This is a genomic window from Enhygromyxa salina (assembly GCF_000737335.2).
Lineage (GTDB): Bacteria > Myxococcota_A > Polyangia > Nannocystales > Nannocystaceae > Plesiocystis > Plesiocystis salina_C.
The window spans coordinates 18,934-33,286 of the sequence record NZ_JMCC02000102.1; the positions used below are offsets into that span (position 1 = coordinate 18,934).

12 protein-coding genes are annotated in these 14,353 nt (G+C 64.7%); 6 read left to right on the forward strand and 6 right to left on the reverse strand.

Going from position 1 to position 14,353, the window contains the following annotated elements:
* Positions 1-59: 59 nt before the first annotated feature.
* Positions 60-2,207 carry a lipoxygenase family protein gene (locus DB30_RS31545; protein ID WP_165704041.1) on the forward strand — a complete coding sequence of 716 codons (2,148 nt, stop codon included), beginning with the start codon at positions 60-62 and terminating at the stop codon, positions 2,205-2,207.
* 41 nt (positions 2,208-2,248) lie between these two features.
* Here DB30_RS31545 and DB30_RS31550 read toward each other — a convergent pair whose 3' ends face one another.
* Complete coding sequence (locus DB30_RS31550) at positions 2,249-3,169, reverse strand: FHA domain-containing protein (protein WP_052556034.1); 921 nt, start codon at positions 3,167-3,169, stop codon at positions 2,249-2,251.
* 164 nt (positions 3,170-3,333) lie between these two features.
* On the opposite strand from DB30_RS31550, the gene DB30_RS31555 reads away from it, so the two are divergent.
* Complete coding sequence (locus tag DB30_RS31555) at positions 3,334-4,800, forward strand: DUF4215 domain-containing protein (protein ID WP_052556036.1); 1,467 nt, start codon at positions 3,334-3,336, stop codon at positions 4,798-4,800.
* Between the two features lie 150 nt (positions 4,801-4,950).
* Positions 4,951-5,874, forward strand: a complete 924-nt coding sequence (locus DB30_RS31560) for a hypothetical protein (RefSeq protein ID WP_052556038.1) — start codon at positions 4,951-4,953, stop codon at positions 5,872-5,874.
* Between the two features lie 59 nt (positions 5,875-5,933).
* Here the strand turns inward: DB30_RS31560 and DB30_RS31565 are convergent, their stop codons facing one another.
* Positions 5,934-7,433, reverse strand: coding sequence for an FAD-binding oxidoreductase (locus DB30_RS31565; RefSeq protein ID WP_165704042.1), 1,500 nt, complete (start codon positions 7,431-7,433; stop codon positions 5,934-5,936).
* Between the two features lie 537 nt (positions 7,434-7,970).
* On the opposite strand from DB30_RS31565, the gene DB30_RS31570 reads away from it, so the two are divergent.
* On the forward strand, positions 7,971-8,255 hold the full coding sequence (locus DB30_RS31570; protein WP_052556041.1) for a hypothetical protein: 285 nt from the start codon (positions 7,971-7,973) through the stop codon (positions 8,253-8,255).
* Here the strand turns inward: DB30_RS31570 and DB30_RS31575 are convergent.
* The 4 genes from DB30_RS31575 to DB30_RS31590 all read right to left on the reverse strand — a co-directional run bounded on the left by DB30_RS31575 (position 8,241) and on the right by DB30_RS31590 (position 12,249).
* Entirely contained in the window at positions 8,241-9,557 is a 1,317-nt protein-coding gene (locus DB30_RS31575) for a cytochrome P450 (RefSeq protein ID WP_146661470.1), read from the reverse strand. The two genes, DB30_RS31570 and DB30_RS31575, sit on opposite strands and share 15 nt — an antisense overlap.
* A gap of 60 nt (positions 9,558-9,617) precedes the next feature.
* Positions 9,618-10,652 carry an aromatic ring-hydroxylating oxygenase subunit alpha gene (locus DB30_RS31580; protein ID WP_146661472.1) on the reverse strand — a complete coding sequence of 345 codons (1,035 nt, stop codon included), beginning with the start codon at positions 10,650-10,652 and terminating at the stop codon, positions 9,618-9,620.
* Positions 10,653-10,846: 194 nt separating this feature from the next.
* Entirely contained in the window at positions 10,847-11,158 is a 312-nt protein-coding gene (locus tag DB30_RS31585; RefSeq protein WP_146661475.1) for a hypothetical protein, read from the reverse strand.
* Positions 11,159-11,235: 77 nt separating this feature from the next.
* Complete coding sequence (locus DB30_RS31590; protein ID WP_052556045.1) at positions 11,236-12,249, reverse strand: NAD(P)-dependent alcohol dehydrogenase; 1,014 nt, start codon at positions 12,247-12,249, stop codon at positions 11,236-11,238.
* A gap of 130 nt (positions 12,250-12,379) precedes the next feature.
* Here DB30_RS31590 and DB30_RS31595 point away from each other — a divergent pair, with 130 nt between their 5' ends.
* On the forward strand, positions 12,380-13,276 hold the full coding sequence (locus DB30_RS31595; protein ID WP_052556047.1) for a LysR family transcriptional regulator: 897 nt from the start codon (positions 12,380-12,382) through the stop codon (positions 13,274-13,276).
* Positions 13,277-13,538: 262 nt separating this feature from the next.
* On the forward strand, positions 13,539-14,282 hold the full coding sequence (locus DB30_RS31600; RefSeq protein ID WP_052556049.1) for a hypothetical protein: 744 nt from the start codon (positions 13,539-13,541) through the stop codon (positions 14,280-14,282).
* The last annotated feature ends 71 nt before the right edge of the window (positions 14,283-14,353 follow it).

Genomic DNA, 14,353 nt, shown 5'->3' on the forward strand with positions numbered 1-14,353 from the left:
AAGACCAAATGATCACTGTTGATACCTCCGCAAAACCAACCGTTCGTGTCGTCGGCTGCGTGAACGCCCCCATTGAGCAGGTGTGGAGCCTGTACAAACCATTCGGGGAGATGGACGAGTGGTGGCATGTCTATGCCTTCATGAGTATGCTGCCGCCTGGCACGGATGACATCGGCGCGGTCAGGAGCTTCCAGTTGTCGTCCAACAAGAAGACCTACGAAGAGAAATTGGTGTCGCGGGACGACAGCGAACACAGCCTGCGCTACGACCTGGTCTCGGTGAAGCCTGAGACGCCAACCCTCGAGGGCATCACCACCGTCGTTTCGATGAAGGCCATCTCCGACCAGGTCACCGAGGTCACTTGGTGCTCTTGGGTCGAGGCAAGTCGGAAAACCCTGGCTTCGATCAAGAGGCTCCTAGAGCCTGGCTATGAGAGCGGCATCGCGGCCCTCGACCACTACCTCAACCCATCGGGCGAACCCAAGCTGGGGACGCTCTCGGTCAAGCGCACCAATGGTCAGAGCCAGCTCGGGCTCGCTGCCCAGCAGCAACACGCCCAACCGGTCGAGGGGATGGCCGAGATCATCGCTACGGTCATGCATCCGGTCAAAGCTATCGCCGGCACCATGACGGTCGCGGAGACGAATCCCTGGGAGTACGACAGCTACCCGGTCAGCCCCATGCCGCGCATGGTCAAGGGCCTGCCCAGGAGCCAGGCGCTGTCACCAGCCAAGGTCAGCCGGATGGTCGAGCGGCTGCTGGAGTACGGCTTCTCGCAGTTCGACATGCCCAAGCGGAAGGCCGCGTACCCGGCGGATTCACTCGACCAGTACGCGGCGTACTTCGGCGGCTACGTCACGCCCCCAACATACACGCTAGAGCATTGGGACGACGACACCGAGCTGTGTCGTCAGCTGACCCAGGGCGTCAACCCGATGTTGATCTCGGTCGTGGGCAGCATCGAGCAGGTGCCCAAGGCGATGCGCTCGTTGAGCGCGCAGGACAAGTCAATCGACGAGCTCATCGCCGACAAGCGGCTCTTCATCGTCGACTACAAAGAGCTCGCTGGGCTCGAGCTCGAGCCGCCGGCGGTCTTCTACGCGCCAATCATGCTGGTCTACAAGGAGCTGCTCGAAGGCGGCGCGACCCGGCTCAACGTGGTCGCCATCCAGCTCGAGCGTGACGACGGCCCAATCTACACACCCAACTCGGCGACCCCCAACCGCTATCGGTTCGCCAAGGTACATGTAGCCTGCGCCGACAACCAGGTCCACCAATTCATCTGGCACCTCGGCCTGGCGCACCTCGGCATCGAGCCCATGGCTGTCGCCGCCAACAATTGCTTGAAGGGTCACCCGATCGGGAAGCTGCTCTTGCCTCACTTCAAGGACACGATCGGCATCAACTTCCTCGCCCGCCAGACCCTGATCGCCGAGACCCACGCGATCACTGCGAAGACCTTCTCGATCGGCACCCAGCAGGGCGTAGAGATCGTGTCCAAGGCCTGGGCCGACTACGACTTTTTCGGGGCCAGCTTTCCCGAGCAGCTGCGGGCGCGGGGTTTTGATCGGGAGCGCAGTGACGATCTGGATGACTATTGCTTCCGTGACGACGGCTTCCTGATCTGGGACGCTCTGGGCAACTACACCAAGAACATGGTGGACACCCTCTACAAAGATGACGCTGCCGTCGCCGCGGATCCGGTGATTCAGGCCTGGGCCAAAGAGAGCTCCAGCCCCGAACAAGCCAACATCGCCGGCTTCCCGAGCACGATCGCTAGCGCGCAGCTGCTCGCCGACTGCCTGCGGGTCATCATCTGGACCGCCAGCGCGATGCACTCGACCCTCAACTACCCGCAGTATCCCTACACGGCGACGCCGTTGAACCGGGCTGCGGCGTTGTTCCTGCCGATGCCGCCAGGCGACGCGGACATCGACGAGAAGGTGCTGCTCGCGGCCATGCCCTCCGGGCGTATAGCGATCTTCCAGGGGCTCTTATCGTGGCTGTTGTCCACGGAGTCGGACTCAACCTTGCTCGGCCTCGATTCAGTTGGCAGCGACTACCCCAAAGTCCACGCGGCCTTCCAGGCCGAGCTCGCACAGATCACCACGAAGATCGACGCGCGCAACAAGAAGCTCACCGACGCGGGTCTCCCGAGCTACGGGTACTTGCTGCCAGCCAACATCGCTACCAGTATCAACATTTGACGTTGGGTGGCGCCGGCATGTTGGGGGCGCCCAGGCAGCCCTCAACCAGTGCGAATCGTCAGCCGCCCAACCCCGATGCGCAGCTGCCGGGACCCCGACCGGCGCTCGATGACCGCCCCCGCCCCCTGCACCCCCGCTTGCGCGAGCTGCTGCCGCACGCGATGGATCCAGAGGTTCATGAGCTGCACGTCGATGTCGAGCTCGCGCAGCAGATCGTCCCGATAGGCCCACCCGTGCTCGTCGACCCCCAGATGCTCCTGCTCCATGTCAGCGACCCGCTGCCGGGCCAGCGCGGCGAGCAAGAACAGGTGGGAGCGAAACTTCAGCGCCTCCGCGCCTGCGAAGGTGTGCAGCGTGACCTCGACATGCTCACCATCGCGGCTCATCGCGAACTCGAGGCCAATATTGTCGACATCCGGCACAGACCCCAGGTCGACCTCGCGGGTCCGCTGGGTCGGCGCCGGCAGCCGGAGCTCCCAGGCTTTGCCGCCAACGCTGATGGTCTCTCGTTGTTGGAGCGCACGCTTGCCGGCGTCGCTCTCGAGCATCCAGCGTCCGTCCGCCTCGCAGAAGATCGACAGCTCGCAAGCCTCCGGGCTTGGCAAACACAGGATGTCGTCCACAGCAACGAGCACCAGGCCGTCGGTGGCCTTCGCCAGCATCCGCGGCGGCGCTGCGCTCTTTAGCTGGTAGCTGTGCTCGAGCGTCCCAAACGCCACGGTCGCGCCCTCGGGAACCGCCGCTCGCTCACCGGCCGACAGCCGCCGGCCATTGAGGAAGGTGCCGTTGCGACTGCCGAGATCCTGCACCCACCAGGCTTCTCCGTCCCAGATGATCTCTGCGTGCAACCCCGAGACGCTTGGTCGCGCGATACACAGATCGCAGCCGCGCGAGCGGCCGATCACGTGCACAGACGCCAGCTCGTGCTCTGTTCCCGCGGCGAGATCTTCGAGGACGGCCAAGTCCCAGAGTGTACCGCAGCGACGCGAGCCGTGGGAGCGCTTGCGCGCGGTGAAATGGCGTGAAACCGGCTGAAATGGCCTGAAGTAGCTCCTCGGTGGCCCGGACCCTAGGTTGTCTTCACCCGATCGGGTCCCACAACACCATGACAAAAAGCACACTACACATGCTCGGTTTGACCTCGTTCTTGCTCGGTGCGGCCTGCACCGACGACCTCGAGACCTCGGACACCCGCGAAGACACGGACAGTGAGACCGGCGACGGTGACGGCGACCCGGATACGGGCGACGGCGACGGCGACCCGGATACGGGCGACGGCGACGGCGACCCTGATACGGGCGACGGTGACGGCGACCCCGATACGGGCGACGGCGACGGCGACCCGGGAGGAGAATGTGGTGACGGCGTCCTCGATAATGACGAGCAATGCGACGATGGCAACAACCTCGACACCGACGCGTGCACCAACGCGTGCACCCTCGCCTTCTGCGGCGACGGCGTGGTCGAGGATGGCGTCGAAGAGTGCGACGATGCCAACAACGACAACACCGACACCTGCGTGGAGGGCTGCGTCGCGCAGCAATGCGGGGATGGCTACGTGGGCCCCGGCGAAGGCTGCGACGACGCCAACATGGTCGACGATGACGCGTGCAGCAACACCTGCTCGCTGCCGAGCTGCGGCGACGGTGTGCTCGCTCCGGGCGAGGAGTGTGATGACGGCAACGACGACAACACCGACGCTTGTCTGAGCACCTGCGTCGCCGCGACCTGCGGAGACGGCCACGTGTGGGCGGACAACGAGGTCTGCGACGACGCCAACATGGACAACACCGACGGCTGCGTTGACGGCTGCGCGGCCGCCAGCTGTGGCGACGGTCACGTCTGGGCCGACAACGAGGAGTGCGACGACGCCAACATGGACGAGACCGACGCATGCACGATGGAGTGCGTCCTGGCGACCTGTGACGATGCCGTGATGAACGGGTCCGAGTGGGGGATCGACTGTGGGGGTGACTGTGGGGGCTGCGATGAGCTGTTCAGCGCAGACGAGGACACCCTGGCGATCCTCGAGCTCAACGGCGACGCAGACGACAGCAGCGGCAACGAGCGCCACGCCATGCTGATCGGGGGTAGCTATGTGGACACCGCCTGGGGCCAGGGTCTGGCCCTACCCGAGCTGGCCCAGCAGGGGCTGAGCTGGACCGCCCACGTGGCCGACCTCGTCGCGCCCTACACGATCGAGATGGTGCTGACCCCCGCCCAGACCAACTGCTTTCAACGCCTATATACTTTCGACAACACGAGCGACCTCGGTTGGTACTACTGCCAGGGCTTCCATAGCATCCTAAACCCCACGCTTGGGCCCCAGTTCCCCGTGAACCAACGTCAGTATCTCGCCCTGGTCTCCACCGACGACACCACCCTCGATGTCTATGTCGACGGCGTCCTGCGAGGCTCGACACCGACGGGCTTCACGACCCCAAGCGTCCACGCAGAGTTCTTCAACGACAACGCGGACCACTTCAGCATCGAGGAATTGCTGGGGGTCGTCGAGGCGATTCGGCTCTCGAGCGTCGCCCGCACCGAGCAGGAGTTCATCGACATGCAGGCTCGCATCGAGCTGCAGCCCTGACGCAGCCGGGCGCGGCGCGCATGCCCAGCATGCGCGCCGCGAGCCCGTCGCCAAGCGCCGCCGCAGACCCAGCGATCTGGTGCCGCACACCGCGGGGCCATGAAATGGTCTGAAATCGACAAGCCTGGCTTCAGAGCACAGGATTGGGGAATGCCTCACCGGATCCTGGTCTCTCCGATGTTCTCCTGCGTCGTCGTGATCTGCCTGGCGTGTACAGATGATGCGCCAAGCCAAGACGGTGAGACGCTGGATGCCGATACGAGCGCTGACACGGAGTCAGGCAGCGAAGGCCCGATCATGGATCTCGGGCCGCTTCCAGACTTTGGCCCGCCGCCAGACGAGTTTTGCCCCAACCCCGGCGAGTGGCCGCCACCCCACGGCGCGCCGCTGCCGGAGCTGCCCGGCTTCGTCGAGCACAGCTACATCGATCTCGATCAGATCGGCTGGATGAGTAAATTCCGGTCTGGCCTTGGCCACGACTACTCCGACGCATTCGAGCACTGCCGCTCGATGAAGCACTACGCCTATCCACTCGACGGGGTCGACTGGAGCACGGTCGAGGTCTACGCCCCGGTCGCCGGTCAGGTCATCGCTGTCGAGCAAGAGTGGGCGGGGAGCCGGGTGCAGATTCGCTCGAGTCTGCATCCCGAGTTCGACTTCCTGATCTTCCACATCGACCTGATGGGGCCGCTGGCGATCGGCGCCGAGCTCGAAGCTGGCGAGCTGCTCGGCACGCACATCGGCGATCAAACCTGGTCGGACATCGCCGTGTTCGCGGACATTGACGGGCCAGACCTCAACGGCGATGGGCGGCTGATCTCCTACTTCGAGCTGCTGTCCGATAGCCTGCTCGCCGAGTACCAGGCCCGCGGCGGCATCAACTCGCCAGCGGACATCATCATCACGCAGGCCGAGCGTGACGCCATGGCGCTGTGTTGCACCGACGGGCAGTTTGATGACGATGAGGACCCCGCTGACTGGATCGCCCTCGACGCCGGCATGCCGCTGCCGCCCGAGCGCCCAGGGATCACGCGGCCGGTCAGCGAAGACCCGGACGAGCTCGGGTTTCGCTAGACCCAAATCAAGCGCTCAATCCGACAGGCGAGCGTTTGGGCGCAGCGCTTGATTCGGGGCTAGAGCGGCAGGCTCATGCCGAAGCTGAACGAGTTGTGGGGGTCGAACCGCTTCTTGACCTGCAGGAGGAATTCCAACTCCGTCTGGTGATACACGCGCAGCAGCGCCAGCCGCCCTTCCGCGGTGTCCGAGTTGGGCACGAGGGTCACGTCCTGGAAGTTGATGAACGCGCCGTCAACCAGCTTGTGTTCGGCCAGCGTCGCCCTAAAGCGTCGAATCCAGTCGACCTGGTGGGTGTCGAGGATGTCAACGCCGTCGGGCCCAGGCTTGGGACGCCACCACGCCTGAAGCTTGAGCATGAACGGCCGCTCCCTGAACGTTGGCGGGACACAGGTCAGTCGTGCGCCCGCGTTGGCGCCCACGCCCCGCTCCCGCTGGGCCTCGCCGCCGCAGCCGAGCAGGCTGACGTAGTTGAACAGGCAGGGATCATGGGACGAACCTTCGATGTAGCGAACGACCGCGTCCATCAGCGCGTCTAGCTGCTCAGGCGCTCGCGGATCGAAGACGGGAAACGCCGACGATACCTTGAACCCGTGGCGCCCGTTGCAGCCGTCCTCGAGGCCATTCGGCGAGTTGAGGACCTGAGCCGCGCGGCTCATCATTTTCGTGCACGGCGTGTCCTCGGCGCCCGCCGGCGGGGTGTCACCCCCCTGCACGCTGCGAGCGCGCTGGACCTCGACACACTCGATCTCGCGGGGCCTGGGATCCGTGAGTAGCTCGGCGATGGCCCGCGTCGCGTCTGCGAGCTCGCCGTAGTACACGCCCGACATCTGGAGTATGGCCGTGTGGCGCTCACCGACCGAGATCTTACCTCCGAGGGTCAGCGCCGTGTTCGCGTCGAGCTGCGCTTGAAACCTCGCCCACTTCCGCGCGGCTTCCCGGGTGTGGCCGGGATCCCAGGTCATCTTTATCTTGGTGAGCCTGTCGACGAGGGGATGAAGAATGAACTTGAAGCGGGTGACGACCCCGAAGTTGCCACCGCCACCGCCAAGGATCGCCCTCAGCAGATCGTGGTAGGCAGAGCCAGGTTCTGCGATCACGATGTCGCCGTTGGCCAAGACGACCTCGGCGGCCACGACGCTGTCGCAGGTATAGCCGTAGCGTCGGTTGGACAGACCCCAGCCGCCGCCCGCGACCAAGCCGCCAAGGAACACCGAGTCGCAGATCCCCACGGGGATGACGAAGCCGCGGTTCTCGAGCTCCTCGCTGAGGTCTTTTAGCCGCATGCCGGGCGGGATCCAGGCATGGTTTCCATCCTCGAGATACTCGACGGTCTTCATGCCCGACAGATCGATGATCCATACCCCATCGGCCGAGGACATCCCCTCCTGATGATGGCCGCCAGCGCGCACCCGGAACTTCAGACCATTCTCGCGGCAATGGTCGACGCACCACTTGACGTGAGACTTGCTCTTGCACTTGGCGATGACGTTGGGCCTGTAGTCAAAGCGCTCGTTGGGGGTGAGCCGCCAGTGATCGTACGCTGCGTCATCAGGCACGATGAGCTCGGGCTGCTGCGTATCACACTGCACATCGAGCGAGGTCAGGAAAGGGCGAGACGATGGAGTCTTGTTTGGCATGGTACAGAGCGCTACCTGCAACGCGAGGCTCGTCGGCGAGGCCCCGGCCTGCGATGACAGTCTAAGGCCTCGATGAGCGCAGGGCGATTTCAACCCATTTCATCGGGCTTCAGTGTCATGGACCGCCTCGTGTAATGGGTTGAAATCGACTGAAATCGACTGAAATCGACTGAAATCGAGCCCTGGCAAGCGCGCGCGTACAGTCTGAACATCCAGCGCCCGTGAGCCGCTGACAAGACGAGCGCACGAGGAAGAAGGGGACAAATGGGGCCCGAGAAAACCTACTTTGAACTCCGGAACCATACAAGCTCGAGCGTACGCTTATCAGTCGAGGATGTAGCCAACTATGACTGGGATGGAATCAGTCGACCTGACGGAAACCTACATGGCGAGATACTGGCCGCAAAGAGCTCAACCAGGAAGCGCCAAGAGCTCAACCCAAAATCCCCCGCCCACATGTTCACGCTGGGGCTGGAGTTCAGCAGCGGGTACAACCTGGCGCTCCGGATAGATCAAGGGCTTGCCACAACAAAGGCGCAAGCCCGAGTGATGGCCGCAGCCCGAGAGGCAGGCAGCCACCACGCAGAAGCGGCGGCTGTTGCAACACTGATTCAGCTGGTGGCGGAGCACGAGGAGAAAGGCACCTTCAAGGTCTCAGGGTCCTCGTACTACGATGTCTACCATCAAGTCGACAACAGGACGTTGATCATAGACATATACGAGAACTCAACGCATCCTTGATGCGGACCTGCTCTTGGGGCGCCACCGGTCGGCCCGGCCGGCCTCCTCGACTGGCCAGACCGACTCGGCGCCGAGCTCCCGCGTAACCTCGACGCGCATCTGCACGATGTCGCGCACCATCGGGTCGGGCGCAAACACGGGCTCACCGATCAGCGTGAAGCTGGCGAAGCGATCCAGCAAGGTGTTGACCAAGACGTCGCCCTCGAGCCGAGCGAGAGCCGCCCCCGTGCAGAAGTGGGGGCCATGACCATAGTTGAGGTTCTTGTCCGGCTTGCGGGCGGGATCGAAGCTCGAGGCGCTGGGGAACGCGTCCTCGTCGAGGTACGCGGCCGGGAAGAACACCATGACCGCAGCGCCCCGCGGCAAGCTGACGCCCGCGACCTCCGCGTCCTGCGTCAGGTAGCGCAAGGTCCCCGACTTGCCGAAGCTGTCGTGCCGCAGGACCTCTTCGAGCGCCGTGCCGACCAAGCTGCGATCGCGACGGACAGCCGCCGCGCGCTCGGGCACACACAGCAGCGACTTGAAGGTGAACATCATGAAGTGGGTGGTCGTGAGGATCCCGCCGTTGATGAGCATCGCCACGAGCCCAAGCATCTCGTCGCTGCTCAGGGCGTCGCCGTTCGCCTCGGCGCGAATGACCACGCTCAGCAGATCGTCGCCAAGCGCCTCGCGTCGGGCGGCGACCAGCGCCCGGATCCGCTCGAGCCCAGCGATCACCACCGGAGCGACGCTTGCGAACTGCTCTGGGGTCATCGCCGGGTTGTGCAGCTTGGCCAGGTTGTTGGCGAATTCGTAGAACGATGGCTGCTGCTCGACCGGGATCCCCAGCATCGCAGCGATCACCCGCAGCGGGATGTGCTCCACGAACGCGCGGGCCTCGAGGACCCCGTCGTGCACGTACAGATCGATCGCCTCATCAACGATGGCTTGAACCTTGGCGCGCATGCCCTTGATCGCGCCGGGCGTGAACGCCGAGGCAACGGCACGCCGCACGCGAGCGTGGTCTTTGGGCGCGAGCCGGGTCAAGCTCGCCTCGATCGGAGCACGCAGCGCGTCGGGCAGCATGCTCTCTGGCGCCGGGAGTCCGGCCGCCCGAGTATCCGTGCTCAGGCGAGGATCCTGCAGCACCGCGAGCGCGTCAGCCAAGCGCGGGACAACGTAGAAGTTGACCCCTGGCCAGAACAGCAGCCGGTGCTCGCGCATCTGCGCGTAGATCGGGCCGGGGTCCTCGTTCAACGCGGGATCCATCGGATTGAAGGGAAACACGGGGACATTGGGGACAGGCACCACGGGTTCGTTCATTGTCGGATTCTCTCTGCGCTGGAAACGGAGTGTTGAGCGGGGTCGGGCCAGAGCGCTGGCTCAGCGCTCGCCGGCTTCGCGCATGTGCTCGTCGAGGATCCGGTGGTAGAGCTGCTGGCCCGAGTCCGCGGTGATCGTCAACATCCGAAGGTCGGGCGCGGCGTCGATCATCGCTTGCTGGGCTTCGACCATGACCTTGTCTTCGCCAAACGCCTTGGCAGCCATGGCCATCAGGTAGTCGCGGATCGTCTCGTCGCCACAATCCTTGCGCGGCCCCCACGAAAAGAAGTAGCGGGTCGTGCGATCGGTCATCGGGGTCACGGCCTGGCTGGTCACGTTAATGTTTCGGCCGCCCGGGAGGTCCGGCGGCGGCGGCCCAAAGTCACACGCCTTGGCCGTGCCCAGCGGGTAATAGCCATTCCACATCGTGATGATCCCCGGTACCCGGGCCGAGAACACCGACCACACGTCGACGAGCTCCTCGCTACCTGGAACCAGCTCTTCGTCGACGACCCAGCGCCGATACTCGACCCCATCTTCGAGGACCACCATCTCCGGGTGGGTCGTCGCCCAGGCCCTGCTAATTCCAAAGCTGTCGGCGTGCAGGAACGGGATGTGGCTGAAGTCCAGCAAGTTATCGAGGACCAGCGTGGCCTCGGCGTTCATGTCGAACTCGTGCGCGCCAAGGTGGAACTCGGGGGTGTCGAGATCCGTGACGTGCGGAATGGACTCGGGGTTCGCGCGGTCCCGGTCGCCCATCCACACCCAGACCCACCCGTGTCGCTCGACCGCGGGGTAGGCCCGCACACACGCGCGCTCGGGGATCTCGTCTTGCCCGGGGATCTCGACCGCGACCCCCTCGGTATTGAAGACAATTCCGTGGTAGCGGCAACGCAGCCGGTCCCCCTCGCAACGGCCAAGAGACAGGGGCGCGAAGCGGTGCATGCAACGATCCTCGAGGACCCTGACGACGCCATCGGGGGTTCGCCACAACACCAGTGGTTGATTCAGGATTGTGATTGCAAAGGGCTCGGAGACCCCCAGATCCTTGGACCAACTCGCGACGTACCAGCTGTTCTTGATGTGCTTCGTCATCGCCGTCACTCCTATCCTAGAACGACGACGTCGTATAGCTATAGTTTTCTGAGGGTGGCCACATTGGGTGCCCGCTTGCGTCACCGTCCGCGAGGCCGGCCCCATTCACGACACTCGCGGCATCCACGCAAGTGCCAACATAGGTCACGCGCGACCGAGCGAACCCGATCGCGCGCGACCCGGGATGCCGTTGCTCACAGCCCCTTGCCGGCTTCAACGTGCGCGCGGCGGGTGGGGATCTTCAGCAGGCGAGTGGGGTTGTCACGTTCGTCGGTGATCCGGCGCAGCTCGGCGGCGGCCGGGAGCACGGCGACACAAACGCAAATGACGACAGCAGCGATAGTGATGAACATGATTGTGGGGTCTCTCTCAGCTCGGGCGAGCCTGCTCGCCCGGTTGCAGGTGGAATTCGTGGTTTGGCGCAGGCTCGGCAGGCTGTGGCCCGCCCATGCGCCGCGCTCAATCTTGGTGCGCGCCGAATATTTCTCGGGAACTCGTTCGTGCAAGTGCCTGGGTTCGTGAGCGGACCGAGATGGCCACTGTCGTGGCCGTGGACGGGATCGGCTCACATCCTTCGTTGGCGTCACGCGGCGACCGCCGCCTCGCGGAACGGCTTGGACCTCACGGCCTCGCTAACGGCCACTACGACCGTTCCTGCGGTGCGCCCGGTCTCCACCGCGTGGTGTGCGTCAGCGATCTGCGCGAGCGGATAGCCCTTCGCCAGCACCGGCCAGATCGCTCGCTTCGCCAGCAATTCCGCCACATCGTGCGTCAGTTTCTGGGTGCCGATCGCAACCGAAGCCCGGACCTCGCGGCCCCCGAAGATCCGGGTCACCAACATTTGCAGGAGCACGGGCAGGTTCATGTAGACCGTGACGTAGCGACCCTTGGGGCTCAACGAGCGCTTGGACACGCGGAAGCGATCGCCCGACGAGGTGTCGAAGATGACGTCGTAGGTCTCGCCGTTTTGGGTGTAGTCCGTGGTTGCACGGTCAATGACCTGCGCGGCGCCAAGCTCGGTCACCATCGCCATGTTGCGAGCGCTACACACTCCGGTCACCCGCGCGCCAAGATGCCGGGCGAGCTGCACGGCGAAGCGGCCGACGCCGCCGGACGCACCGATGATCAGCACCTTCTCCCCGGGCTGAACGCGAGCGATGTCACGCAGAAACACGAGAGCCGTGACCGCGCCGTAGGGGACCGCGGCTGCCTCGTCGTACTCGACCCCCGTGGGGATGTTGGCGACGGGCCCATCCTCGGCCACCGCGAGGTACTCGGCGGCCGCGCTGTGGTCACAGCTGCCGAACACGTCGTCGCCGATCCCAAACCGCGTCACGCCCTCGCCAACCGCGACGACCCGGCCCGCGAACATGGTCCCGAGGATCGGATTCCTGGGCCGGAACACGCCGAACATCAGGCGACCGATCACCGCGCTGAGTCCGGGAAAATCCGCCGCTCGCAGCCGCCGATCCCCCTGGGTCACGGGGCTGGCGTGGACCTGGACGAGGATCTGGCCACGGCCGGCGACGGGGCGCTCGACCTCCTGGATCTGGATGACTTCGGGGGCGCCAAAACGGGTCTGGATTGCAGCTTTCATGTGATTTCCCTGGTTTCGTTGGGGGTTTGGAGCCTGGCGGGCCACCGCGGCCGACCGACGTCCAGAGGTATAGCCATGCGATATCGTTCTGGACATCCCGAGAAAGCGCATCCGTGATATACGTTTTTGCATGGACTGGCGCTCCGTCACCTTCGATTGGAACCGCGCGCGCGCGTTCCTCGTCACCGCCGAGGAGGGCTCCTTCTCCGCCGCCGGGCGGGCCCTCGCCATCTCGCAGCCCACGATCGGCCGGCAAGTCAGCGCGCTCGAGCAAGAGCTCGACGTGATCTTGTTCGAGCGTGTCGGGCACGGGCTCGAGCTGACGCCGACCGGGCTCGATGTCCTCGAGCATGTGCGCGGCATGGGTGAAGCGGCGAGCCGGGTGTCGCTGGTCGCCGCCGGCCAGTCCCTGTCACTGGACGGCAGCGTGTGCATCTCGGCAAGTCAGATCACCGCGACCCACACCTTGCCGCCGATCATCGCGGGGCTTCGGGCCAAGCATCCGGGCATCGAGGTCGAGATCGTCGCAACCAATGAGGCCAGTGACCTGAGCCGCCGCGAGGCCGACATCGCGATCCGAAGCTTTCGCCCGACCCAGCCCGAGCTGGTCGCCCGCAAGGTCAAGGACAGCTTCGCGCGGCTGTACGCGTCGCCGGAGTACCTCGAGAAGATCGGCAACCCGACGACCGCCCACGCGCTCTCGCAGGCTCAGTTTCTTGGCTTCGACCGCAGCGACGCGCTGATGAAGGGCCTCAACGCGCTGGGTCTGTCGCTGACCCCGAGCAGCTTCGCCGTGATCTCCGAGAGCCAACTCGTGCAGTGGGAGCTGACCAAGCAGGGGGTGGGGATCTCGATCATGATGGAGGAGATCGGCGACGCCGAGCCCCGCGTGCGCCGAGCCCTGCCCGACCTGCCGCCGTTTCCAGTGCCGATCTGGCTCACGACCCACCGCGAGCTGAGCACCAGCAGGCGGCTGCGGGTCGTGTTCGATCTGCTGCTCGAGGGTCTAGGGCGCCAATCAGCTTGAACCGCGTGGGGGGGTGCGGAGTCGAGCGGGGTCCTGGGGCAATTGGCTGGATGATCGCGGGCGGTGGCAGCGTGCGGCAGGCAGACCGGGAATCTGCGCAGTTTCGTCTCGGGGTCTATCGCCGCTCGTCGGGTTTCCTGCCACTGCTCAACGAGTCCTTGTCGAGCCGAGCGATCCGACCTCGAATCCGTGGCCGTCATCCGTTGGCCTCGCGCTCGGCTGTGTCGCGGCGAGCGCGTCGGTGACAGACGTGACTGGGCACGTGCGTGGTCGACTGGGCTGGACCGCTCAGTACTGGGTGGGGCTACATCATGCTGAGGCCTACTCGACGTACAACTGGGAGCTGTTCTTTCACGTTCCGCTACTAATCGCCGAGAAGCTCTCGGCCAGCCAACGCTTCGCGGATGCCCAGCGCTGGTATCACGCGATCTTCAACCCGCTGGATCCGATCCAGGGCGAGGGAGAGACGCCCACTTCGGCATTGTGGCGGGTACGGCCGCTCTATGAGGCCGCGCTTGCTGGGGAGCAAGACCTACTACACGCGATGCTGGGGATCGGTGTCAGCGAGGATGAGCAGGCCGCGGCGGTCGCCACGTTCAACGATCAGGTCGACGCCTGGCTTCAGAATCCGTTTGACCCCCACGCCGTCGCGCGCCTCCGTCCCGGTGCGTACATGCGCGCGACCTTCATGAAGTACCTGGACAACCTGATTGGCTGGGCCGATCAACTCTTCCGCCGGGATAGCATCGAGTCCATCACGGAAGCAACGATCCTCTATAAACTCGTTGCGGCGTTGCTTGGTCCGCGCCCGAACGAGCTCCCTGCGCAAGAGAGCCCGGCCAAGACCTTCACCGAATTGGCACCCAACCTCGACGCGTTCTCAAACGCCGCGGTCGCGCTCGAGAATTGGATCACGATCCCGCCGGGCAAGATCGATGTTCCATCACTTCTCGACCGAGCTCGGGATCAGCGATTATCTGGTCGCGTCGACGGACTTCGTCTATGACGAGGACCCAGCGCTGCGGAAGTTGTCAACAAGTTTGATACCAGTTGGCACAGAGTTTAGAGAGCAACGGG